Genomic DNA, 24083 nt, shown 5'->3' with positions numbered 1-24083 from the left:
TTCAGGGGTGATCAAACAACACATCTTTATTGTGGAGGATGAACCGGATATTGCCGACTTGCTCTCCTATAACCTCACCCGCGAGGGATATAAAGTTAGCGTGGCGAACCGGGGCGATCAGGCCGTGGGTGAGATTTCCCGCTGGAAGCCCAGCCTGATCCTGCTCGACCTGATGTTGCCGGGCATCGGGGGAATTGAAATCTGCCGCCTTTTGAAAGCCAAACCGGAGACCGCCAAGATTCCCATCATCATGGTCACGGCACGGGGTGATGAAACCGACATCGTGGTCGGGCTGGCAATGGGTGCAGATGACTACATTGTCAAACCGTTCAGCATCAATGTGGTTCTGGCCCGCATTCATGCCGTGCTGCGCCGTCCGGATAAGGCCCCCCCTGGAGCCAATGAAATCCTCACCATTCATGACATCACCATCAATCCCGGCCGCCATGAAGTGATCTGCGGGAAGGCGACACTCGAACTCACCGTGTCGGAGTTCCGGCTGTTCCATTTTCTTGCCCGACGGCCCGGCTGGGTGTTCACCCGCGAGCAAATCGTGGACAGCATCAAGGGGGAAGATTACATCGTCACCGATCGCGCCGTGGATGTCCAACTGGTCTCTCTACGAAGAAAGCTCGGGAAACGCGGGGATTACATTGAGACGGTCCGGGGCGTCGGCTATCGTTTCAAGCCCTAGTGTCCTGTCATCCGAGTTCGTTCAAGAAAGACTTCACCACTGATTAAAGAAATGAAATCAATCTAGATAATGAAGCACCATGGCGGCATTTTTGGATCGGGTACTCCCGAACAAGAAATGCCGCCATATTGTTTTGCTCTTCGCGGGTCCCGCATGCGCGGGATTCAATTCCGGATTTCCTGAATTTCTTAAATCAGTGGTGAAGTCTTTTTTTCTTGCAGGACTCTAGGGTTCCAGCCGCGACAGCAGCGACGGGGTAACCAGCCAAACAAGTTGGCCTTTCCCCTCGGCTATCCGGCCATCAAACTCGATGCAACAGAGCCCTGATTTTTTGAGGATGATGGCTTCCGTCTTCACCCGCATGGTGAGACAGGCCGCCAGAATCGCCAGATCCGGCATATGACCCACCAGCATCAATGACTCTTCCTCACAGGTCTTGAGCCACGGCAGGATCCTGTCCACCTCCGTTCCCGCGCTCAGGGACTTCAACGTCGAAAGCGGTGCAGGCGGCGACAGGATCTCGCAGGCGATCTCGGCGGTTTCCCTTGCCCGCACCAGCGGACTCGTCCAGATGCGTTGCGGCCGGCACACCTTGCGCAACCGGCGGAGAACGGTCGTGGTGCACTCCCGCCCCTCCCGCGTCAGCATCCGCTCCTCATCCGAACTTACTCCCTTTTCCCCGATGTCCACTGCACTTCCATGCCGCAATAGATAGAGTTTCATAAGTCTCCCGGAAACGCCTGTTTACTTCCCTGCCCGCTTTGCGGCCTGCAATGCTTTGAAAACGCGCTTTTTAAAGTGGGGCCGCGTCAATTCCCCCCATGCTTCGACAAATTCCTGCTGCGCTTCATGCTTCGCACAGGTCACCCCGAGCAGAAGGACATCCGGCGGCACGGTCATCTCCGCCAGGAGCCTGGCGTGAACGTGGGCGTCATGCCGGGCGCCCAGCGCATTGGCGACCCGCTTCAGGCGGCGGCTAAGTTTCTGAACCGGCTGGCCCAGTATCGGTTCCGTGAATTCAGCAAGGTATCGGACGCGCCGACAGCGGCGGCGAAAGGCATGCTCTTTCTCAGCCGTCAGGTCAGCCAGAGGCTTGTTTTTCAACCGGCAAAGTGGCTTGTACGCTCGCAACAGCTTTGCGGCCAGAAACGGTCCAGGAGGTTGATCGCTCGATACCTGGCTGCTGCATTCTTGCGCTTCCCGGAAGGGAATGCTCTGCAAAATCCGCTCGAGCGCTTGTAATTGGACCGCACAGGACGCCTCCGCCGACTTCACGCACAGATCAAAACCCGGGGGAAGCCTCGCTTTCCTTTTCCGCATGGTCCATCTCACCAGGTCCAGCCACACCTGGGCATCCCGGATCGGCCCTAACCGGCGATTCAAGACGAGCAGCCGCCGCCGGAGACGCTTCGCCAGGATATCCGGCATCAGCTCGCCAAAGACCCATAACGCGGCGCGGAACCGCCTGACCGCGAGCCTCAGGTCGTGGATGGCCTTGATGCTATGATCCCGGGCGGCACGTTCGGCATTGGACTGCATCAACCGTAACTGCGCATTCAGGATTCGGCGGGCGGTTCCCCCGACTGAATCCGGGCGGTTCATGTTCACACAGGTATGCATGGCGTTTCTCCTATAACCACAGAAGCCCCCCCTTCCACTGTGTTTAGCCACCAGTCTGAACTAACCAAATATTCGCGTCACGCTAATATTTTCCTTACAGAAATGAAGGACTATCCCCTTATTACAACTCAGCATCCATTACTATCCGTTTATGTTCACCATAGGAAATGACATTATGAAAAAACCCGATCAGGCTGAAATTCATCCGTTACCGTTCGAACCCTGCCCCTTGACAGATTTCAAGCAAACCCAAACCTTGCAAGCGACCGAGGCCTCCCTCTCAAAAACTGATCACCTTCCCCCATCCGACGCAACCACGATCAACCAGGAACTGGATCGCATTGGCATCCTGGCCAACACCGTCGCCCATCAATATGAAATCATTTCCTTGATCGGTCTGCCTTCGGTTTCAAGGGATGTCGCGCTTATGGCTAAATTAGCCTCTTCTTCCTGCGCTAAAGCGGTCAATGCCTGTTTCCGTAAAAACACGAATGAGGCTTACGCCGCGCAGGAGGATTACACCGCACTTGCCCAGACTTACCATCGGTTATCCGCACGCTTCTATAGCGCCCTCGGCCAGCCGGATTCTCCCGTCGAAACCCTCATGGCAGGGTGGGCGGTCGTCGCCTGCATCGCAAAAATAGGCCATCACGCCTCACGGATCGCCACCATGACCGCCTGAATTCCCAGGACTCTGCAGGAACACCACCCCCGAACCATCGGGGCTTTCTGTTTTATCAGCCAGACCACTTATGCGAATCGCCCTAATCAGTGTAAATACGCCCTTTCCCTGCGATGGCTTCAGGCTCATCCTGGCGTTGCTGCGAAAGGACGGTCACACGGTCACTGCCATTTCATTGCCGCGATCAGCGCCCCTGGCCTGCACCGAGCACGAATTAACGCTACTGGGTCGGGCGGTGTCAGGAACCGACCTCATTCTAATCAGCGTTTACAGCGCCTTCTCCGCCCGTGCCATTCAGGTCACTCACTTTCTGAGGGGCGTGCAACCAACTCGCAAAATCATCTGGGGCGGCCCGCACTGCGTGGCCTCTCCCGAGGATTGCCTGAAACATGCCGACGGGGTCTGCTATGCGGAAGGGGATGCCGCGGTTCCGCATTTCGTCAACCTTCTGGCGCAGGGAAATCCGACCTGGATACGGACACGCAACATGGGTTTCCAGACACCCGGCGGGATAAACATCAACGGCCTGCTCCCGCCGATGACTGATCTGGATGCCCTGCCGTTTTACGATTACAGTTTTGAAACTGAATTCATTCTGGACCGCACACTGGAACCAGTAAGCACAGAATTATTGCGGCGTTACCTGCCCGTTCACCCCTTCATGGTTCCCACCGCCACGTTCCTGACCTCCCGGGGTTGTCCACATCACTGCGCCTATTGCAATAACAGTCGCTATGTCGCCCTGCATGGCGGCCGCGTGCCAATCCGGCGCCAGTCCGTCGGCCGCTTCATGGACGAGGTGGAACAGACACTCGCCCTAATGCCCTGGGTGGAACACGTCCTGTTCGGGGATGATGATTTTCTTATCCGACCCATTGCCGAGTTACAGGCATTTGCGGAGCGTTACCGTAAAACCATCAACCGGCCCTTCGCGATCTGCCTGAGCGCCAACACCTACCGCCGCGGTAAACTCGACATTTTGCTGGATTGCGGCCTGAAAATCGCTCAATTCGGGGTCCAATCAGGCAGCCAACGCATCCTGGATGAAGTCTATGCCCGTGGCATCCGCGCGGACAAGGCCCGGCAAGTCATTGAGGAATCGGCCCCGCTGCTGGCCCGCCACGGTGGACTCGCGCTCTGCGATTTCATCATCGACAATCCTTATGAAACGGAAGAGGACGTGCTGGCGACTTACCGTTTTCTGGTGGATCTACCCCACGAGGCCTTCACGGAAGTTTTCTCCCTCGTATTCTTTCCCGGCACCCCACTCTACGACCGCGCACTGACGGACGGGCATATCCGCCCATTCGATCCCTCGTCCTTTCGGGACTACACGAGCGCCACGGTCTTATACCAGGTCAATTATCCCTTGTTGCTGATCCGCATCCTGCAAGCCCTGCGCGAAGAGCGCGTCCATTCGCGCCTCCCCCGCCGACTTTTACACGCGCTCGCCGCCCGGCCGATCCGTTTCCTCATGCGCCTCATGCCCCGCCCGATCATCGCCACCCTGATCCGCCGCCTTCCGGGCTGGATCCGCCGCGTCATTCGCCTGTTCCCGCGACAACGCAAATAATGGAATGTGCCGGGTATCACCTGCGCCCGGCGACCAGAGGCCCGACCAGGCACACCTGTTCTCCCACACGCGGTGGCGTAAAGGGCGCATAATGCCCCGCCAGACTGTCCCAGAAAACCCAGTGGTACCGGGCCGAATCCAGGGATTCGACGAATGTGAAGGTCGCCTCCACCGGCAGCCCCCGCCCGTTCACGCAATCCACCTCGACGGTCATGGCCGGAAGCGTGATCCTGTCCCCCGGCTTAAAGCGAAGCTGCGCAGACCGAAACGCCGAGCCGATCACACAACTCTTATAAAACGGATGGCGTGAGGGAGCTCCCGGGGGAACATCGTCTGCTTCCAGCCTGACGGGAATCAGCGCCCCATGTGACGCGACTAGTACCAACGTACGGGACCCTGTCCGGCGCACCACCGTGTCCCCCGGACTGGAGGAGAGCGTGCGTATTCCCTTAGGCCATGCGACACCATCCTGAGTCAGGTTAAACGGCATATAGGAGAGCGTCATCACATCCGGCGTAGTAACAATGACCAGTTCCTGAGACACCGGCGTCCGCAATACGGGTTCCACCAACAGCCCAACCGACGGGACCGGATGGAACAGACGCATCATCCGCTTGACTTGTCCTGGTAACGGCAGGAATAGATGAATGACAACAAACAGAATACCGCCCATCTGCAAGAGGCCGCGAGAGCGCCCTTTCAGCATCCAAGCCTCGTTTTCCACAACCCCTGCGATGAAGGCCGCTACCAGCGGGGCCACTCCGATCGCCGCATAAAGCGTCACCCGGTCATCCGGCAGGGTGGTTGCACAGGCCGGCACAATAGTCAAAAGTAACCCTAACGCCCAGAAGCGAGCCGCACGTGAGGCCCGCAGCAAAGGGGTGCAAACGGCCGAAACTGCCAATACCCCGATGAGTCCCGCCCCCCAAACCCAAGATTGGAGGTGGGGCGCTAGACACGCGTATTTTCCCATAAACGGCCGGGTAAATACGTCCACCAACACCAGTGGCCCCCATTTCAGCAGATTGAGAACAAACCGGACGGGCTCACTGCCGGGATCAACATACAACCCGGAACAGGCGGTCCCGAATCCCAAAACCTGATACACCATACGCCAGGCGATGAGAACGGCACAAAACGGGACCATGCTCAAAAGCCGGGTCTTCCAAGGGCGTTCGTCGATAAATAGGGTGTAACTGAACAGATACGCAGCGGACGCCACGGCCCCCTCCCCCGCCAACAAACCCAGGGCAAAGGCCAGCCAGGACGCCACGGCCCACCGGCCTGATGTGCTCCGCACAAAACGATGGTATAGCCCAAGTGTCAACACTACAAAAAAGACCGCCACCAGCGAGTTGCGGGCAGCCACCCACACCAGGGATTGCCAATTTGCTGGATTGAGGGCCAAAATCAGCGCCGCCAGCCCGGCCACCCAGGCGCGCGCATCCATACGGCGGTAGAGCGCCCAGGCCGCCATCAGGAACAGACCAAACCAGACCGCATTATGAAGATGAATCGGCACGGTGCGGGACGGCCAGAGTTGATAATCCAACCAGTGTGTCGCCGCTGTCAGAGGGCGCCATAAAGACAACTGCGCCTGCTCGGCCATCCACCAGGGCCAAACACCAAATTCCATCCCCCGTCGCGTCAAGCCCGGCCGGAACCAATCGAAAAGGGTCATTGTGGTCGTCACGAACCGATGGGAATCAATAATGCCTGCCAATTCCTTGACAGGATGATCCTTGAGTAATTTGCCGGCATGCACAAGATCATCTGCAAAAAGCGGCACTCGCCAGGCGGGGGCGCTGATCATAAAGGCCAAAGCCAACAGAAATACCGGAAAGCCAGCGTGGCCCAGAAACTTTTTAGCGATCTCACTATTCATATCAAGAAGCCTTGATACCCCCGGAATGTTAGACCCGCGTGTGCCCTTCGTGAGAATATGAATAACCCCGCGGGGCGTTGCACCTCATAATCAAAAACTAACATACTGAAAATATTCCCGCCATACGGATCCCTTATAGTCCTGCTTTCAACTTAAGCAGGGAATCGATCCTTTTACATAAACACACTATGCGGATTGCTCACATCTCAACCAAATTCAACCGGACCAGCGAGACATTCATCTATAACCTGATCCTGGGACTGGAATACGCGGGAACTGAAAACCATGTTCTGACAACTAGCCGGGTTAATACGTCCGAACGCCCCTTCGTCCGGGTTCGCCTGTTACCCCTTTCCCTACATCAAAAGGCGGCTTTCGTAATCAAGAAGCATTGCCTAGGCCTCTACCATTTCCCCCTGCCCCCCAAACTTACCCGCAAAACCCTTCAGGATATCCGGCCCGATGTCATCCTGGCGCATTTTGGCGGTACCGGTGCCGCCATCACCCCCGTGGCACAGGATCTGGGAATTCCCCTGGTGGTGGTCTTTCATGCCTTTGATCTCTTCATGCGGCAGTTCCGCCGGGAAACCTACCAGGCATTATGGCAATCCGGTGCCCAGGCCGTGGCGGTCTCGGAACACGGAAAACAAAGACTGCTCGAACTCGGTTGTCCCGCTGACCGCCTGCGGATCATTCACTGTGGCGTAGACCCCTCACGGTTTGCTTGGGCGGATCGCCCCACACCCCGAACCAGCGTCTTCCACCTGGTCAGCATCGGCCGTCTCGTCGAAAAAAAGGGTTTCGATGATTTGCTCCGGGCTATCGCCCGGGTGCGCCTCCGTCTGACACATCCGATCCGGGTGGATATTTTTGGAACCGGCCCATTGAAACACCATCTGGTGAAACTGGCACGGACACTGGGCGTAGAGGATTCCGTCACCTTTAAAGGCTCTGTGGCCTGCGAAGACGTGCCCCGCCTGTTGAGAGAGTATGATGCGTTCGTATTGCCCAGCCGCATCGCCCTCAATGGGGACACCGAGGGCATCCCTATCACCATTCTGGAAGCTCAGGCAACTGGATTGCCTGTGATCGCAAGTCTTCACGCCGGGATCCCGGAGGGCATCCCCCCGGCTAATCGGGAATGGCTGGTCCGGGAAGGTGACCCGCAAGATCTCGCCGATAAGCTCTTTTCACTAGCCACCCACCCTGAGCGCTGGCCCTCCATCAGTCGCTCCGGGAAAGACTGGATCACCAGCCACTTTTCATTAAACAACGAAGTCAATGCCTACCTTCGTTTATTCAAGGAACTGAGTTCCGTTACAAAACCCGGGCCGAAGGGAATGGCCTGACCCCGTGTCATTAGGAACCACTGGCTTGGGGCTGGCGTTTCTCCGCGCCCTGAACTCGGGGCTCGGATTGCTACTCAGCATAGCGCTTGCCGCGGTATTCGGTGTCACCCGGGAAGTGGATGCTTTGTTCGTAGCGATGTCTGTCGCGGTTTTCCTGGCGCGTGATTTGTCACGCGTCATCCGGGTCGCCGCCGTTCCCTGCCTGGTGGAATCGGACGAAGGCCGCGGCCCACCTGACTTCGCGGCCAGTTTTCAAATGACCGTGGCGGCGATCGCCCTGGCCGTCACTGCCGTTGTCTGGTGTGGCGCTCCGCTCATTGTGAAACTGACCTCGCCCGGCTTTGACCCCGCCACCTGTGAGCACGCCCAGCGGCTGTTGCGCCTGCTGACACCGTCCCTGCTGATGTTCATGCTGTTCGGCTCCGCCCAGAGCGTATTTCACGCCCGGCACCGGTTTTTGCTTCCTGAGCTGAGCGAAACGCTCTGGCGAATCCTGGCCATTGTGGCTCTGTTCACACTGGGGCGGCAGGGCGGCATCGAGGCCTATGCGAAAGGACTGACCGCCGCCGCTTTCGTGCAATGGGGGTTTCTTTTTTTTGCCGCCACCCGGTACGGGTTCCGCGTCCTGCCGGTCCGCTGGGCCCCGGTTCAACTGGATCTCTTAAAACCTTTCTGGCTGGGCGCCATCGTCGTCCTTTGCTCGGTCATCCAGATGCAGATCGAGGGCGCGCTGGATCGCGCCATGATTTCGTACATGGCGCCGGGCTCTATCGCCTTGTTCTCCTATGCCGACCGGCTCGCCCACATGATGCCGATTCTCCTCTCAACCAGCCTGCTGACCCCCTGGCTACCCGCGATTGCAAAAATCCAGGCGCTGGTGGGAGACCCCCGGCGACTGGCCAAACAGGGCTCGTTGTTTCTGGCGGCACTGGGAACCCTGCTGGCCATCGTGATCGCCTGGGCGGCCCGCGACATGGTGGCGTTCCTTCTCCTGCGTGGCAAGTTTGACGCGTCTTCGGCTCAACTGGTCATTGTCTCCATACAGGTCTTCACCCTTGGAATCCCGGCGATCTTTTGTGTGCAATGCCTCGCGGGGCTCTACGTGGTCTCGCGCAACCTGAAGGCCATGATCGGTGTGGGCCTTGTGGCCGTGCTAACCCACGCCACCTTCAATCTTCTGCTACTCCCCTGGGGGGTGCCTGGCATTGCGCTTTCCAGCGCTCTGTCGATCTGGATTGTGGCGGCCTACCTCTGGTGGCGTATCCGGGCACGGGAACAGGTTTGGTTTCCCTGGGGACGTTTTGCGGGTGCCGTCGCCGCCTCGCTTATCGTCCTCTACACTGTGCCATGGACCTCATTCTTCACCTGGGTACCCGTCCGCTTGACGGCTGGCGCAACGACCGCCTGGGCGGTTTACACGGCCATCATGTGGCCGGCCATCCTCAGGATGCAGGCCTATGAGCGGGAGGCAACCCGGCTAACAAAACCTGACGGCGGTGACACGTCAGACCGAAAAATACTCAAACCCTAACGCCTCTCTAATCGATTTGAGAGAGGATGCCTGCATTCATTTTATTGAATTCAACCATTTTCAAAACGAGGGGAACGATGAGTGGCAAAATAACATTCGCGGGAGCGGCAACAACAGCATGGGACTTTGAACCGGAAGCACTGGCGTCCTCGGCAGTTCTTTCGCCCACCAAAGATATTGCGATACAACGGGACGTTCTTCATGAGTTCGCCAAACGGTGTACCGATGTGATTTTGGCTATTCTTGGAATCGCGCTCACATTGCCCCTATGGGCACTCATCGCACTCGCGGTGAAACTGAGCAGCAAAGGTCCAGTCTTTTTCACCCAGGAACGTGCCGGGCTGAACGGCCACCCTTTCCGCATGTTTAAATTCCGGTCCATGGTGGTGGATGCCGAAGATCGGTTGAAACACCTGGTCTCAATCGAGGAACTCGCGGAACCGGTTTACAAAATCAAGGATGATCCCCGGGTCACCCGCATCGGGCGGTTACTGCGCCGGTTCGGGCTGGATGAACTTCCGCAGCTGTTGAATGTCATTCGGGGTGAAATGAGTCTCGTCGGCCCGCGCCCTGAAGTCGTGCAGCTGGCCGAACGCTACAACGAAAATGAACGTCGCCGGTTGCTGGTCAAACCAGGCATCACCGGGTATCAGCAGATCCATAACCGCGGCATGCCCGACATGGCCGCGCGGCTTGTCTACGATTTCTATTATCTCCGCAACCGGAGCAACATACTGGATGTCTGGATTCTCGCGATGACCGTTTTTGTCATTGCCAGTGGCAAGGAGATTACTTACTAACATGACCTTCCTTTTCTGGTTAAGCTTGGCTATCATCGCTTACGTGTATTTCGGTTATCCGCTTGCCATGTGGCTCCTGGCCCAATTCCAAGCAGCACCGCTGCCTCCTTCCGTAACGAACTGGCCCACGGTCAGTCTGATCATTTCCGCCTTCAACGAAGAACGGGTATTGGAGGAGAAACTCCAGAACGCGCTCTCCCTTGGCTACCCACGAGGAAAGCTGGAAGTCATCGTCGTCTCGGATGGATCTACGGACCGGACGGATGAAATCGCTGCCCGCTTCCAATCGCGGGGGGTGCGCCTGATCCGCTTGGAGAATCGCCAGGGGAAAACAGCCGCCCAGAACCTTGCCGTCGCCCGAGCCAACGGCGAGATCCTGGTGTTCTCCGATGCCAATGCCCTTTACAAACAGGATGCCTTGCAGTGGTTGATTTGGCATTTTTCGTGTGAGGATGTCGGGTGCGTCGAAGGCAGGCGCGTAGACTATTCGCCCTCGGATTCCGCCACGGCGGAACACGAACTGGCCTACCGCGACATGGAATCACACATCAAGACCTGGGAGAGCCGCGTGGCGTCCTGCACCGGCGCAACAGGCCCGATCTATGCTGTCCGGCGTTCCTTGTACATCCCGCTTAATCCAGCCCTGATCAGCGACTTCATGGAACCTATGCTGATCATGTGCCGGCACCGCAAACGGCATATCTTTGAGCCCTGCGCGATTTCCAGCGAAGCCGTCATTCCAAAACTAAAAAATGAATTCAGCCGCAAGGTGCGGGTGATGACCCGCTGCCTGAACAGTCTCCGGATGATGCCCGAGGTGCTCAATCCCTTTCAAAACGGAGGATTCGCCCTTCAGGTCATCAGTCATCGCCTGTTACGCTGGTTGGTCCCCCTCTTCGCCATCACCGCTTTTGTGGCCAACCTGTTCCTTCTGCCCGCTCCCTTCTATCAGGCGACGCTGATACTGCAGGTCTTTTTCATCCTGGTCGCCATGATCGGCGCCATCCTGGACCGTATTGATATCGGCCCGGGCTTCCTGCGTCTGCCCCATTATTTCTACACTGTCAACCTGGCTGCGTTGGATGCCATCGGCAATTGCCTGAGGGGGAAAAACATGGTGATCTGGCTCCCCCAGCGTCACGAGCGCCAGCCTCTTATCGATACCTGATCCTAGGGCCATGATCGATGTTCCTCCCCGAATCACCCTCCTCTATGCGGCGGGAGGGTCAGACCACATAACCGATCCGATCCTTCATTAGGGCGTTCATCTCCCGCTTCATAGCAGGCGTCACCTTCTTCCGCCCGGTATACGCCTCACCAAAACAGGGAACCCGCTGCATCTCCACATGCTTCCGCCGCAGGAATGCGTCCAGGGTACAGAGGATCCGGGCCGGGTTCCCAGCGGCCACCCGGGAGGCAGGGATATCCCGTGACACTACACTGCCTGCGCCAATAATCACGTCATCCCCGATCATCACGCCCGGCAAAATGATCGAGCCGGCCCCGATAAACACCCGGTTCCCGATCGTCACCTTGCCGATCCTCACTCCATTTAACGCTTTTTTCATGCTGGCATCATGCGCCAGAATATGAACCCTTGGCGCCAACGTCACATCATCCCCGATCTCAATGTGCCAGGGATGGGAGTAATCCAGGATGACCTCATCCCGCATCGTGAAATTCCTCCCCACCACCAGACCGTCACGAATGCGCTTTTTCAGCGTCACTTCGTCCAGCCAATTCACCAGCCTTCGTAGCCATTTCCTGAGTAGATTCATCCGTCTTTTTTTCACTCCTTCAGGGACTTGATCAGCGGATAGAATAGATCGAGCCCGTTGGCGGTCGTCTACCAAAGTTTCCAGGGAGTTCCGCACGGACAGTGAAGTCTTCGAGATAGGCCGAGCCTTCACCCGTCAGCTTGAAGGTGGTCATCGCGCCATTCGTTTGCGCCATGTAGAACCAAGTCCCCGTCGCCGACCCGCCATACCCGCTCCAGCCATGCGGATCGGAAATCGGAATGCCTTCATTCACCCGCACCTGATACATGTTATTCCGATAGTCGCTCTCGAAGGTCAGTCGTACCCACGCCGAGGTGCTGATCGCCGGGGCATTCGACAGCGTAACCCACTCGTTCGTCATCGCCGTGACGTCCCGCTGCCACACCACCAGATGGTTGTTCGTCGTCAAATAACACGCGATTTGGTCATTGGTATCCACCGAGGGCTCGTCTATTAGAGGCACCATCATCATCAGGAAATCGACAAACACATTCGTGATCGATTCGCTATGCACATTGTTATGCAGGGAATCCTGAACATGTAATACTTGTGTATGCGTCCCCGTGATCGGATAGGTCCTGGCTGGCAGTCCCACATAGTCCAGCAACTGGGCCATCACCGCGGTACCATTCGTCACCATACCCGCCTCACCGCTGTAGTCTGCATACCACCCATTGCTTCCCGCGATGCGTGTCCCTTTCGAATATTCCTCAAAGGACTCCTCGAACGGGATGACATGGACAAGATAGATCACACGCCCATTCCTCTCAAGTTAGAATTAGGTTAATTTTTTCGTGATCAGTCGTGAAGCCCGAGTGAAAGCGGCTTCAACTCGGCAGATCCTCCCTCTACAAGTACCTCCAGGTCCATGACTGGATGGTCGAATTCCACCCGAAGTGGCTCGAACCCAAGCCGGAAGGGTTCATCCCTGAGTTGTCCGATGCCGATGACCTGATCTGGATCGAGAAGGAACTTTCCAGAGTCGATCTCAAACCGGAGACGAAGACGGCGCTGGCGGGGTTGCAGAAGAAAGCCCTGGAAGGGCAGCTGCGTGACGGCGAAATCGTTCCCTTCCAACGGAGGCAGAATAAGAAGGAGGGGGGCCTCAAAGCCTATCTGTCAAAGCTCCGCCTTCTGCGTAAACGGGCGGGTGAGCTTGCGAGCATGCCGCCTGAGGTCATTGCGTACCTCGACCGGGCCATCGAAATCCTCAAAAATGATCCTCCCGCGCAGTCATCCGAAGCGGCTCCTGGTGGAGCGGGAACAAGGAACGGCGCCAAGAAATAACGATGTAAGGCGTTGATAAACGGAAGGTTATAAAAAGTCCAGCCGGCTGGACTTTTCTATTTATTCCTTCAGGTAATGGATGTCATCCACCGTGAAATCCGCCTTCCGCTCCATCTGGGTCACGATCCGGTTGGCCTCGACGGCTTTCTTCAGGAATACGGGATTCGGCACAAAATCATCCTGATAAAAGCCGTGGTTATAGCCAGGGAAGCGCACCCCGTTATGCCAGACATACCCGTTGTAGGATGAAAACCAATGCGCCCCTACCACAAAGGGCAGACTGGCCAATTGGGTGAGGCAGTTCTTGTAACCATTACCCCTATCCTCCCAGGTCGGCACCGTACTCCAGAGCGGCCAACCCACCGTAGTGGGAACGCCGGATTCCTCGCAGCAGATACACCACTCCGTGATGATAATGGGCCGGCCGGTTTTCTGGTGAAAATACTCGAGGGTTTTCATCTGGTCATGCGTGAAATGATCCTGCCCCTGCGGATACATATTCAGGCCGATCATGTCATATACGGAAAATAGGTCGAGACACCAGTCATAGATGTATTTCATGCGCCCGAAGCTATCCATGGCGTTGGCGCAGGGAAGCCGCTGGCCGATGATCAGAATATCCGGACGGTACTTTCGCACCGTGGAAATTTGAAAGGCAAAATATTCCTTAACATAGTGCCGCAGGAATTCATAAACCAGGTCATTGTTGTCATCAATGCTCCCCTTGAATTTCTGCTTGGCAAAGTTTTCAAACTCCCGGCGACAGGCGGGCGAATAAATTAACTTTGGAAGTTCCGCCCAAGGCAGTTCATTGTCCAGGCATACGGCAAATAGATCGCCTGACTTGCGTTTTTCAAACCACTCCTTGACATACTGGTCATAGGCCTTGCGAAACTTCTCATTAAACACATCCGGGAAAGGCGCCTCGGTACCCAGGACGGGCACGGAATCCCTATCTACCATCGAAAGATCCTCCACCTTCACATTTCCCGCTCCATAGAGGCTTTCTGCAATCTCCCACAACCTGAAGCCGCCTTCATGGGGAAGATTGAGACTCATCACAATGGTGTCCACATAGGGGAGGGTTTTCGCCTGGGTTTGTCTCCGCATCTGAAGCGCCTGATTCATCGGGTCGATTTCAATGCCCGACCCGATGGAATTGAAACCCCAAGCGATCAGCCGGTCGAATACAAGATTGTCGTATTCATTGGTTTTCCCCTTAATTAAATAGGCGTCCCGGATATGCCTGCGCAAGGGCAACTCTCCCCAATCCCCAATGGGGCCGCCCCCCCACAGGCTGACATTCCAATAAGCCTTTCCCATGGGATCAAACAGCCACCACACTCCAGCCATTTGCCTGACCGAGTATTTTCCCTCGGGGGGGATTTGGGGGCGCGCCTCCGCCTTCCTGACCGGGATGTCTTCCATTTTACCAATCAGGGATAACCGTCTAGCCGCCCGCCGTCCAATTTCATTAATCGCGATCTCGTCGATCCAATATTCCCCGGCATCCATGGCGTTCAGGCGCACCTTGCATGCCGTGGTCGCTTCCGGAATAATCAAAAGATACTCCTTCTGTATCCAGTCCGCCTGGTGATCCTGAAATGCCAACGATTGGGAACCGAGACTCCGGCCCAGCATAAAATATTCAATGGTGACACCCGACCAGGCAATTTGTTTGGCGTTGGTTTTGTAATGATACAGCAGCCGGTATTTTCTTTTTGGATCCAAAATAATGTAGGGTGTCTCCATGTTGATCGACTGATTTGCCTGCATATTGATTTTGAGACACTGATCGCCTTCCTTACCCTTATCGAAACTCAGCACCTTCTTGTCCCCATGCAAAATGATCCATGCATCAAGAGGCTCCCTGGTTGCCCAATCTCCGTTGGGAATACGATTGCCCCCGCCAAAACACAGACTGGCGCTGGCTAGATACACTCCGACCGGGGCGATGGTGGCCGCCTTCCCTTTGAAATAATACAGCGACAGGCCAATCATAAACGGATAGGCCGTCCAAACAAACCGTCCATCGGCATAAGCCGAAAGGAACGAATACCCGAAGAGGGAAAGGCCTGAAAACATCCCGACGATCAACGGGATGGCGTTCCTGTCAAACCGTGTCCGGAAATGCCTGATGATATACCACGTCGCAAAAATGCCCGGAAGCCCGAAGGCCAGCATGAAACTGATATAGGTTTTCAGGCGATAGAGATTCTGCCCCAGAAATACCCCGGCCGGCTTCCATACAAATGGAACCCCGGCCCCAAACGCCGTTCTGGCCCAGCAAACGGCCCCCAGATAGGCGGCCAGTCCTAGCCCCCAAAAGGCGAGGTTGGACCGTATAGGCCTCTGCCTGACCAGCATATCCACCAGGAGATACGGGAAAACCACTATCACCGTTTCTTTTGTCAATCCCCCGATCCCGCACCACAATGGCAACCAATAATCCTGTTCATACACACGGGACGAGATCATCAGGAACATGATCAGCATCGCCGTAGCATCAATATAGCCCGAGGGCCCGTAATAAAATACCGGGAAGGACAACGTGTAGAGCAGACAGGCGGCTATTCCATATTCGAAGGCAAACCCCATTTTCCGAAACATGAAAAAGATTACCGGCGGCGTCAAGCAAAGGGCCAGAACATTGACCAGGTTGAACGACAAGAAGGGATCAAAGGGAAGCCGCGAGGCCAGATAGGGAACCAGCGGCCTGTATGAAAACGGGGGAGTCACGGACTCCAGCGGCAGTTGGCCCCTGAAATAGTTGACGAAGTTTAAATAGCACTTCATGTCGATCTGAACTTCACCCGCACGGGTTCCAATCAGCGGCTGAATCAGCTGCACATCCTGCCGGTTAAACCGCGGATAGAGAACCAGCGGCAGACTCATGACCACCAGCGTCACCGCCAGTGTTTTGTGAAGTTTAAAAAATGCCAGCATGGATTATTTCCGTTCGAGCAGTTCCCCGTAAAGTTCCGCATACTGTCGTGCCGTGGCTTCGATGGTAAACCGGCGCACATTGCGTTGCCCGCCTTCAACCAGTTTACCTGCCAGATGAGAGGCCCCGAGTAACGACTGGATCGCCTCAGCAAAGGCGGCCGGCTGGCCCGGCTCCACGAGTAACGCATCTACGCCATCTTGAAGTGTGTCTAAAAATCCGTCAATCCGCGATGCGACCACGGGAATGCCCGCCGCCTGGGCCTCCAGCGCTGCCAGCCCAAATGACTCCTGGATCGAAGGACATACGAGCACGTCCATAACGGCCAACCACGGAGCGACCTCCTTCTGCGCTCCCACGAACCGGATGCGATCTCCGACTCCTTCCTCAGCTGCCGCCTTTTTCCACGCCGCCAGGTCCGGGCCATCCCCCACCAATACCCCCTGAACCGGAACCGAATCGCGGAGAAGTCGCGCCACCGCTTGCACCAGAGTCCTCCCTCCTTTTTCGGGACTGCAGCGCGCCACCATCCCAATCACCCAGCCCTCCTCCGACAATCCCAGCCTCCTTCGGTCTGCCGTTTGGTTCGCCGAGCGATAAAACCGGCGCGCCTCTATCCCATTGTGAATGAGCCGGATCGCCCCGGGCCGGGTTCTCTCCTTCTCCACCAGAGATCGTTGCACACTTTCACTGACGGCCACAAAACGAGTCGTCACGGGCTGTAAAAGCCGGTTACAGACGAACTGCTTCCGCGGCTGGCGCCACCCCGCCACGGAATGGAAGGTGGCCACCACGTTCGGTGTTGCTGCCATCACGGCCGCAAGTCGACCCCAGAACCCGGCCGAGAAACAATGGGTATTAAGAATATCGATCTGCAGGTCATTCAGCAAACTCCGGACTCGCCACAATGCACCAAGATCCAGTCCGCCCCTTCTTCCCAGGAAATGACAAGGGATGCCTCGTTCTCTCAGAACGTCGAACAAAGGCCCCCGGTCATCCAGACAGCCTGCATGCACGTCAAATCCTTGCGCCGCAAGACGGGGCAATAATTCGACCAATTGGGTTTCAGCCCCCCCGACTCGCAGATGATGAATCAGATGGAGAACGCGTGGCGGTTTCATAATACGAATGGGATCAGTCCGATTCCAACGCCAGGGCCCGGGATTTATCGCGCCTGATACGGGCCATGGCACCCGCCGCCGCAAGAACAATCCAGAGATATTTCTCGTTCTCCAGCGTGGAAATGAGGGAAAACAAGAGAAGGGCAACGAGTAAAATGCCCAGGATTTCCGCCGCCTTGTCCTGAAACGGGAAGTCGCCCTCCTGATCGTCCCCGGCAGGTCGGCTCGCTGATACGACCGCATAGGAGCGTTTCACCAACCAGAGGTCACGCCAGGTCACGGCGATAAGCAGGAGAAAAATGGATAAGCCGATCACACCCGTTTGGTAAAGTATCGAGAGGGGTGTATTCCCCATCACACTTCCCGGGCGGTTCAGTCGGTTGAAACGAAATTCACTCGCCATATATTCAGCCGGAAAGTTTCCCGGCCCCCGTCCGATCAGGGGGCTGCGCTCAAACAGCTCCAGGCCGATACGCGCGCTTTCCAGCCGCCAGCGAATACTCCCTTCATTACCTGCCTGCATGGCACTGACACTGAACCGCTCGTATACCTTATCCGGAATCAGCGGTACCACAACCAAGGCAATGAAAATCAGACCCAACACCAGAACGGTTCCCGATATCCGCTTTCTGACACTGAAAACCAAATAGAGGAGCGTCACCGCCAGTACAATGATGGAGCCGCGGGCCCACGTTTTCATAATCGCATCAATCAAAAGAACGGACACCGGCAAGAGCGCGATGCGCCAGGACAGGCGCCGATCCGTCAGCAGAAAATACAGACAGACCAGGGTGCTCAGCACAAGATATAGCCCAAAGGTCGGGGCATCGTTCTGGTAAGTCCAGCCCGAGAGCCGTTCCATCCCGGCCGGGCCATACCCAGCCGCCCACTGGATGGGCATCAGGATTCCTCCCAGCGCAGACAGCAGGCTTGCGGTCACCATAATGGCCAGGAGGATGGCCACATCCCGACCGGTCTTCAGCACATTGAGCGCCAGCAGGAGCAGCAACACCATATTCAGGGGGCGAATCACGCCCTGATACGACCCTTCGGTCTCGACATTCATAAGATGCGACAGCAGGATAACCCCCAAAAACAGGACGCCAAATAAACCCTGCCACCCAAATACGAAGCGCCGGTGGGACAACGCACTTCCCGCCAAAAGCGCCCCGAACGCCACAGGAAAAATTACTTTGGGCAGGGAATTGAAAAACGGCAAGGGAAGACGCCCGCCGATCACACTCAGCGGCACCAAGGCCACAATGGCATACAGTCCCCATTTGGGAACATCATCCGGCCAGCGCAGGGCCGCGCCAACCAGCGCCGCCCCAACTCCCAGCACCATGGCGGCGGTCGGGGCAAGGCTGGTTAAAAGGGCAAACAAAACCACCCCGCCCATCAGACCCAGATTGACACGTAATCCCTGCAACATAAACAGTGCCTCCTTAAGGCAAACACCCACTTTTTGGCCCGATGCATCACCGCCAGGAACGGATACAAGAGATACCAGCCTTCAAATACCTTCAACTCCAATACAAACGCCGCAAAATCCAGCCCTGGGGAACGAATCCCCGCCGCCCGGCAGCCAATAAAGGTGCGCACGATCAAGCCCGGGGTTTCACCGACCATATTCCGGCTGCGGTGCCGGTTGGAAACTGTGGCTTTATACCCCAGCTGTCGAGCGGCGGCCTCACCCTCAGGCGAAAATTCATTTTCCGGCCAACACAACACCTCCACCGTCGTATGCAGTTCGCGCTCCAGCGTCTCACGGGCCCGACCTAAGTCCTCCATGACACGCCGGACGTATGATTCCGGATCCTCCAGACTCCCCTGATGCGCCGGATCCGCGTTCCGGCGCATCCATTCCTCGCGCAGGCGCTCCTCCCAACCCGGCGAGTCAAAGATTGCCCGCCCCGGTTCACGGGCCCATGAGAGAAAACGCCCCACGGTATCCGGGTCCGGTCGATAGGCCCGATGCGCCAGCGCGGGCCCCTGCCGGAACACCGGCTGACCCCACAATGAACGATCCGCCGCCAGTTTATGCCACCATTGTGTCCGCATTTCCGGCAGGGCATTCCAGAAAAGCCACAAATTGGGCTTGCCTGGTCCAACAAACCCCTTCAGTTCCGGCTCCACAAAAACCCGCGTATGGGCCTCGCCGTGCGACTGGATTTCCACCAGCCCACTCGCCTGCATGGCCTTCAATTCCGGCCACGTCAAATATCCGCTCCAATCCAGACCGCCCCATTTTGCGCGGTCGTTCTTCTCAATCGTCGGACGACATCCCGGCGCTTCCGTGACAAATCCGGGGCTGACAAACAGCGTGGCTTTCATGCCGTATTTCCTCAGCAGCGGAAACGCCGCGATCCAGTTGTCAGCATAACCATCATCAAAAGTCAGTGCCACATACCGGCCGCGCGACTTCATCCGCATCTTGCCAGTCAACGCCTGCCGAACCTCACTGATGAAAAGAGTTCGATAGCCCTGCCGTGAGAGATACGACAATTGGCGCTCCAACGCGGCCGGGGTCAGTGACACGTGATCGGCAATCTGCAACCACTCCGGGTAAGCGGATACACTATGGTAATTCAAGACTGGAATTTTCCGCGGCCAGCGCCGCATCAGAATCAACCAGCTTCCCAGCCCGAACGCCACCAGAGAGCATAACTGGATCCATAAAACCGCTGTTCCGGCCAACAGCGCCGCCCCGGCCACAAACCCTACCCATAAACACCACTGCCCCCACGCCATTGTCCTGGTTCGCGTCGCTCCATTTTTACAGATTGATCGCATATCGGCGGATCGTTTCAATTACGGCTCAAGACCGGTCTACTCGTCAGGGGTTCAGTCGCAGGCCTGTTCCCATTGGAATGCCCGTTATTACCTGCCGCGAACAGGTGATCACCCGCATGCATCTTTTTGTTGAAAATGATTTTCATTCCGCCTGCCGCACTACCGAGCCGCTGGCGCACCTCATCAGCATCGCTCCGGCAGGACTTTGTCGCATCAAAGACACACACGATATCCGTCGCCAGAGGCAACAGGCGGGGCACGGAGGAATCGACCCTCAACGCGGCGGTATCTATCAAAATCAGATCAAACCCCTCCTTGAGTTGGAGAAGTTCGAGCCGGATCTTTTCGACCGCCCATTTCGATTGCGCCGTCGGACGTTTGTAGCCGGCATTGATCAGGCTGAGTCCCCCGTCAAGGGTTATGGAAACCGCCTTGGCTTCCACTTCGCCAGCCAGAATCTCAGCCATACCAACCGACTGGGATTTGCCGAACGCCAGGTGGAGCGCGGGAGCGCTGAAATTGGCATCCACAACCAGCACCTTGAGTCCCGATTCACGGGCCAGTTTGGCGAGTTGCTCGATCAGATAGGTTTTTCCCTCGCCCCCGTTGAGACTCACGAACATGCAGATCCGGGCGCTCACACTTTCCATCAGGCGCATCAGCAGATGTTCCAGGTGCCGCTTGGTGGTGCGCCGGTGTGCCACCGTGCCATAATGGCCATGTGCCACGCTCTGGAAAAATTCGGTCAACCGGCCAGAGGACTCGCCATCAGGATCCCCGTGACCGTTGGCAACCACGTAGGGCATGAGGCCGACGATTTCGCCGCTGCTGCGGCCAAGATCATCCTGGCTGCGCAGTCCGGGCCGCCACGCCTCGCACACCAGCACATAACCGATCGAAAGCAGCAGGCCCACGATGAGCGATGCCACGGCATTACGCAACAGAAGCGGCCCCTCCGGGTAGACCGGCGGAATAGCCCGGTCAATGATCCGCGCCGTGCTCAGTTGCGCCAGTTCTGTGATCTTGGTATCCAGCAGCCGATCCTGCAATGAACCGATGGTATGTTCCAAATTCAGCCTCTCGCGATACAAATCCAGGAGCCCGGCTTCTTTTGCCGGCAACTTGTCCAGCACAGCCACTTGTTCGCCAATGACTTTTTCAACCGCCGCCTCCCGCGTCTTCAATTCGCTGCGCTCCGCCTCAATCACCGCCAGTGAAGCCGGTGTCTGGTAAGGCTTGAGTGCGTCAATTCGCGCATCCAATTGAGCCCGGTTGACACGGGTGGCGTTGAGATCCCGCAGATACACCGACTTTTCTTGAAGCCCAAGATCCATGTCGGTTGAAGATGCGTAGAGTTTCTCGCCCACACGGTAATCCTTGATTTTCGTTTCCAGGGTGGCCAGATCCGCTTTTGATTCCTTGATCTTCGCCTCGATATAGTCGCGGGTTGTCCGCATCTCTTCCCGGTTCGTCTGCAAAGTCATCTGCACATGGCGATCCGCCAGCGTATTCGCGACTGCCGCCGCGATCTTGGGATTTTCCCAGGTCACGGCAATCTGATAGACAAAGGAACCTGGCAGATTCTGGACTTTGGTGCGGGCCTGAATGGTGTCCACCAATGACCTGAACGGATCGGGCGTTTCCCAACGACCGGTATTCAGCAGGGTGACCGCCCGGCCAAAGAGCCCGAAAATCGGGGAGATCAAATGATGCCGGATATGCCCGAGAACGCCGCCGTTGCTCAATTCCGCCCGGTCATTCGTCATCAGGGTGCGCGCCACATCCTCCGCCAGGGTGCGACTGGTCATGGTTTCAGAGTAGGTCTGGCCCAACAACGCCACCGGGCTCCCGAACATATCCGGCCGACCGGCCGCGAAACCAATTTCGCTGCGGGTGGGCAGAATGGTCATTTTGGTGCGGGCCACAAACTTAGGGCAGAACGCCATGCTGAAGGCCGTCAGCACCAGCGTCAGGATAAACAGTCTGGAGGTAATCCACCAAATCCGTCGCCGGTGATAGGTCAGAAGCCGGAAGGATCGTTTTATGATATCGTCATATGCAGTTGTCATCATGGCGTCTCCCTTAATTCAAATTGTAACCGAAGCCCAGGCCGGTCGGCACCGGCATCATCCGGCGTATGTATTGATCCACAAAAGTATTCAGGTTGGCCACCCCGGTCCGGGGAACCAGCAGCATATCCTGGGGTGAGAGCGCTATCTCAGGGCCCAGCGGTTTGCCGGAGTCAATATCCAGGTTGATCACATGCCAGCTCACCTTGCCATCGGCCCGGCGATTAACGACCACCACCTGGGATTTCTTGGCGGTGTCTAGCGCGCCACCCGCCATCGCCAGCGCAAAGAAGGGGCTGACCGGGTTGTTAATGGTGTAGCGTCCGGGATTGCGCACTTCACCCAGCACGGCGATATTCCCGTCCGAACTCGAACTCAAATTCAAGGCCACGGCGATGCCCCGCCGGAAGACCCGGTTGTATTTCTCGTCGAGTTCAGCTGAAAGCACGGGCAGGGTTTTACCCATGGCGCTGACCTCGCCCACCAGCGGGAACGTCACCGTACCGTCATTCCGGATCTGGATGATCCGGGTGGAACCCAGGTCGGTGTTGCTTCGCAGGGTATTCAGGAAGTCGCGGGCCAAGGCATTGCCCTCCTTAAGGATCACGGTGATTTCCGCACCCGCCATGGATTTGGCCATCCGCGTGGTCATATCGGTCCGCACCTGCGCCACCGTCAGGCCTCGCACATTCATCTCACCGATCAGGAAAAAGGAAATGCATCCATCCGGCCGCACCGTCACATCCCCGGTAAAGGTTTGCTGCCCCGAGACACTGATGGTCAGAACATCCTGACTGTCAATCAGGTATTCCTTCGAATCGCCCGGGGGACGGGGAAAATAGGAGACCGCCAGTACATCGCCGGGGGAAATGCGGTAATTGGCCGGCCCTTCTAATGGCGTATTGGGGACGGGAACAGAATTCGGTGTTATCGCGGTTCCACCAGTTCTTGGAGCAGATTCCTTGGCCGGAGGTTCCTTATCGACCTCCACCAGCGGGTGAATAGTCTGGCGCTGAGTCTCCGCCGCTGGCGAACCTGCGAAGCTTCGGACTTCATGACGCGCCGAGGCGTGGTAGATGATCCCGACGAGCCCGTCGTCCTGATCCGGAGGGGTACTGCAGGACGAACAGAGAGCCAGACCCATGACCAAGGCCATGCAGGCACCGACCTTTGCCACGAAGGGTTGATGTTCTTGATCACGAGTTTTCACGTTAATTCTGTCCTCCCTGTTCATTGAAATATTTGTCAGTAGACACCTTTGGGATTTGGACTCAATTAGCGTGGTGTTACTTCTTGGCTTGCATTCGGAATTATCGGCCATACCCCCGCGTTGTTCTCACTGGCGGCAATAATGATTCCTCCACCTTCACAGGAGCCTTGCTGATGTTCCGCTTCTGTTTCGGGAGCATGCCGTCGGATTGGAGTTTGGCAACCAAGTCTCTTGCCAGCGCCGGCATATCTTCCGCCTTGATGAAGGCCCCGGCCGGATCCAAATCGATGGAGCCGCGCCAGGCCAGTTCCCGTTTGCTCCGTTCGGCGTAATTTCTAAACACACCGGCTTCAAACCTGCGTTTGTAACTCCGGCCCCGTGTATCCACCGTTCCATCTCCCGGCTCCACCACCAGCACCAGATCCGGATTGAACTCCCTGATCTGGGCGGCATAGCGGGCCTTGTCGGCCTGCAGAGCCAAAGGGTTTCGGCTCTGGATCAGGAAAGGCGAACCGCTTCGCTTGAGTTCGAAGTCCAGCGCCTTCTCAAACGCGGCCGCCCAGGCTTCATCCGCGGAGGCCAGTTGCGACACCACGATGAGGGATTGCCCCACCGAAGCGTGCCCCTCCTCCCCTTTCGAGACCAGTTGAATTCCCGTGGACACACAACCGACGGCCAGAACCGCCAGCCCGGCCGCCACCAATCCTCCCCTCAAAAACAGGGCATGTTTCGACATATTTCCTCCCC

Annotated in this window: 20 protein-coding genes; 8 read left to right on the top strand and 12 right to left on the bottom strand. The window is 56.9% G+C overall.

What is annotated here, in order from left to right:
* Positions 1 to 7 precede the first annotated feature (7 nt).
* Positions 8 to 694, top strand: a complete 687-nt coding sequence (locus WCS52_10395; GenBank protein ID MEI6167595.1) for a response regulator — start codon at positions 8 to 10, stop codon at positions 692 to 694.
* Between the two features lie 225 nt (positions 695 to 919).
* Here WCS52_10395 and sixA read toward each other — a convergent pair whose 3' ends face one another.
* Positions 920 to 1417 (bottom strand): phosphohistidine phosphatase SixA, encoded by a 498-nt coding sequence (gene sixA / locus WCS52_10390; GenBank protein MEI6167594.1) that lies wholly within the window; start codon positions 1415 to 1417, stop codon positions 920 to 922.
* Positions 1418 to 1438: 21 nt separating this feature from the next.
* A complete protein-coding gene (locus tag WCS52_10385) occupies positions 1439 to 2314 on the bottom strand; it encodes a CHAD domain-containing protein (GenBank protein MEI6167593.1) in 876 nt (291 codons plus the stop codon).
* A 175-nt stretch (positions 2315 to 2489) separates the two neighbouring features.
* On the opposite strand from WCS52_10385, the gene WCS52_10380 reads away from it, so the two are divergent.
* Entirely contained in the window at positions 2490 to 2996 is a 507-nt protein-coding gene (locus tag WCS52_10380; protein MEI6167592.1) for a PhoU domain-containing protein, read from the top strand.
* Between the two features lie 70 nt (positions 2997 to 3066).
* Positions 3067 to 4569: a radical SAM protein gene (locus WCS52_10375; protein MEI6167591.1), complete on the top strand. Its 1503-nt coding sequence runs from the start codon at positions 3067 to 3069 to the stop codon at positions 4567 to 4569.
* 16 nt (positions 4570 to 4585) lie between these two features.
* On the opposite strand, the gene WCS52_10370 is transcribed toward WCS52_10375, so the two are convergent.
* Positions 4586 to 6454, bottom strand: coding sequence for a hypothetical protein (locus WCS52_10370; protein ID MEI6167590.1), 1869 nt, complete (start codon positions 6452 to 6454; stop codon positions 4586 to 4588).
* A 188-nt stretch (positions 6455 to 6642) separates the two neighbouring features.
* On the opposite strand from WCS52_10370, the gene WCS52_10365 reads away from it, so the two are divergent.
* From WCS52_10365 to WCS52_10350, 4 genes are all read left to right on the top strand, one after another.
* Complete coding sequence (locus WCS52_10365) at positions 6643 to 7803, top strand: glycosyltransferase (GenBank protein ID MEI6167589.1); 1161 nt, start codon at positions 6643 to 6645, stop codon at positions 7801 to 7803.
* A gap of 4 nt (positions 7804 to 7807) precedes the next feature.
* A complete protein-coding gene (locus WCS52_10360) occupies positions 7808 to 9334 on the top strand; it encodes a lipid II flippase MurJ (protein MEI6167588.1) in 1527 nt (508 codons plus the stop codon).
* A gap of 77 nt (positions 9335 to 9411) precedes the next feature.
* Complete coding sequence (locus tag WCS52_10355; protein ID MEI6167587.1) at positions 9412 to 10134, top strand: sugar transferase; 723 nt, start codon at positions 9412 to 9414, stop codon at positions 10132 to 10134.
* Between the two features lies 1 nt (position 10135).
* Positions 10136 to 11302: a glycosyltransferase family 2 protein gene (locus WCS52_10350; protein ID MEI6167586.1), complete on the top strand. Its 1167-nt coding sequence runs from the start codon at positions 10136 to 10138 to the stop codon at positions 11300 to 11302.
* 58 nt (positions 11303 to 11360) lie between these two features.
* Here the strand turns inward: WCS52_10350 and WCS52_10345 are convergent, their stop codons facing one another.
* Both WCS52_10345 and WCS52_10340 read right to left on the bottom strand, forming a co-directional pair.
* A complete protein-coding gene (locus tag WCS52_10345; GenBank protein MEI6167585.1) occupies positions 11361 to 11912 on the bottom strand; it encodes a DapH/DapD/GlmU-related protein in 552 nt (183 codons plus the stop codon).
* Between the two features lie 31 nt (positions 11913 to 11943).
* On the bottom strand, positions 11944 to 12666 hold the full coding sequence (locus WCS52_10340) for a hypothetical protein (GenBank protein ID MEI6167584.1): 723 nt from the start codon (positions 12664 to 12666) through the stop codon (positions 11944 to 11946).
* A 122-nt stretch (positions 12667 to 12788) separates the two neighbouring features.
* Between WCS52_10340 and WCS52_10335 the strand changes: the two genes are divergently transcribed.
* Positions 12789 to 13199 (top strand): hypothetical protein, encoded by a 411-nt coding sequence (locus tag WCS52_10335; protein MEI6167583.1) that lies wholly within the window; start codon positions 12789 to 12791, stop codon positions 13197 to 13199.
* Between the two features lie 60 nt (positions 13200 to 13259).
* On the opposite strand, the gene WCS52_10330 is transcribed toward WCS52_10335, so the two are convergent.
* The 7 genes from WCS52_10330 to WCS52_10300 form a co-directional block, all read right to left on the bottom strand.
* A complete protein-coding gene (locus tag WCS52_10330) occupies positions 13260 to 16145 on the bottom strand; it encodes a hypothetical protein (protein MEI6167582.1) in 2886 nt (961 codons plus the stop codon).
* A gap of 3 nt (positions 16146 to 16148) precedes the next feature.
* Positions 16149 to 17264 (bottom strand): glycosyltransferase, encoded by a 1116-nt coding sequence (locus tag WCS52_10325; protein MEI6167581.1) that lies wholly within the window; start codon positions 17262 to 17264, stop codon positions 16149 to 16151.
* 13 nt (positions 17265 to 17277) lie between these two features.
* Complete coding sequence (locus WCS52_10320) at positions 17278 to 18696, bottom strand: O-antigen ligase family protein (GenBank protein MEI6167580.1); 1419 nt, start codon at positions 18694 to 18696, stop codon at positions 17278 to 17280.
* Positions 18663 to 20057, bottom strand: coding sequence for a polysaccharide deacetylase family protein (locus WCS52_10315; protein MEI6167579.1), 1395 nt, complete (start codon positions 20055 to 20057; stop codon positions 18663 to 18665). Before WCS52_10315 ends, WCS52_10320 begins: the two co-directional genes overlap by 34 nt.
* A 14-nt stretch (positions 20058 to 20071) precedes the next feature.
* Positions 20072 to 22129 carry a hypothetical protein gene (locus WCS52_10310; GenBank protein ID MEI6167578.1) on the bottom strand — a complete coding sequence of 686 codons (2058 nt, stop codon included), beginning with the start codon at positions 22127 to 22129 and terminating at the stop codon, positions 20072 to 20074.
* 10 nt (positions 22130 to 22139) lie between these two features.
* Positions 22140 to 23336 (bottom strand): polysaccharide biosynthesis/export family protein, encoded by a 1197-nt coding sequence (locus WCS52_10305; GenBank protein MEI6167577.1) that lies wholly within the window; start codon positions 23334 to 23336, stop codon positions 22140 to 22142.
* Between the two features lie 100 nt (positions 23337 to 23436).
* Positions 23437 to 24072 carry a hypothetical protein gene (locus tag WCS52_10300; GenBank protein ID MEI6167576.1) on the bottom strand — a complete coding sequence of 212 codons (636 nt, stop codon included), beginning with the start codon at positions 24070 to 24072 and terminating at the stop codon, positions 23437 to 23439.
* Positions 24073 to 24083 lie beyond the last annotated feature (11 nt).

Source organism: bacterium (genome assembly GCA_037128595.1).
Lineage (GTDB): Bacteria > Verrucomicrobiota > Kiritimatiellia > CAIKKV01 > CAITUY01 > JAABPW01.
The sequence above is the reverse complement of the archived record's forward strand: the minus strand, read 5'-3'. Positions and strand labels throughout refer to the sequence as shown.

Bases quoted from the DNA above. Each gene is read 5' to 3' on its own strand.
- WCS52_10330 (MEI6167582.1), bottom strand. From the start codon at position 16,145: ATGCTGGCATTTTTTAAACTTCACAAAACACTGGCGGTGACGCTGGTG.
- WCS52_10315 (MEI6167579.1), bottom strand. From the start codon at position 20,057: ATGCGATCAATCTGTAAAAATGGAGCGACGCGAACCAGGACAATGGCG.
- WCS52_10345 (MEI6167585.1), bottom strand. From the start codon at position 11,912: ATGAATCTACTCAGGAAATGGCTACGAAGGCTGGTGAATTGGCTGGAC.
- WCS52_10325 (MEI6167581.1), bottom strand. From the start codon at position 17,264: ATGAAACCGCCACGCGTTCTCCATCTGATTCATCATCTGCGAGTCGGG.
- WCS52_10350 (MEI6167586.1), top strand. From the start codon at position 10,136: ATGACCTTCCTTTTCTGGTTAAGCTTGGCTATCATCGCTTACGTGTAT.
- WCS52_10365 (MEI6167589.1), top strand. From the start codon at position 6,643: ATGCGGATTGCTCACATCTCAACCAAATTCAACCGGACCAGCGAGACA.
- WCS52_10310 (MEI6167578.1), bottom strand. From the start codon at position 22,129: ATGATGACAACTGCATATGACGATATCATAAAACGATCCTTCCGGCTT.
- WCS52_10300 (MEI6167576.1), bottom strand. From the start codon at position 24,072: ATGTCGAAACATGCCCTGTTTTTGAGGGGAGGATTGGTGGCGGCCGGG.
- WCS52_10380 (MEI6167592.1), top strand. From the start codon at position 2,490: ATGAAAAAACCCGATCAGGCTGAAATTCATCCGTTACCGTTCGAACCC.
- WCS52_10385 (MEI6167593.1), bottom strand. From the start codon at position 2,314: ATGCATACCTGTGTGAACATGAACCGCCCGGATTCAGTCGGGGGAACC.
- WCS52_10335 (MEI6167583.1), top strand. From the start codon at position 12,789: ATGGTCGAATTCCACCCGAAGTGGCTCGAACCCAAGCCGGAAGGGTTC.
- WCS52_10355 (MEI6167587.1), top strand. From the start codon at position 9,412: ATGAGTGGCAAAATAACATTCGCGGGAGCGGCAACAACAGCATGGGAC.
- WCS52_10370 (MEI6167590.1), bottom strand. From the start codon at position 6,454: ATGAATAGTGAGATCGCTAAAAAGTTTCTGGGCCACGCTGGCTTTCCG.
- WCS52_10320 (MEI6167580.1), bottom strand. From the start codon at position 18,696: ATGTTGCAGGGATTACGTGTCAATCTGGGTCTGATGGGCGGGGTGGTT.
- WCS52_10375 (MEI6167591.1), top strand. From the start codon at position 3,067: ATGCGAATCGCCCTAATCAGTGTAAATACGCCCTTTCCCTGCGATGGC.
- sixA (MEI6167594.1), bottom strand. From the start codon at position 1,417: ATGAAACTCTATCTATTGCGGCATGGAAGTGCAGTGGACATCGGGGAA.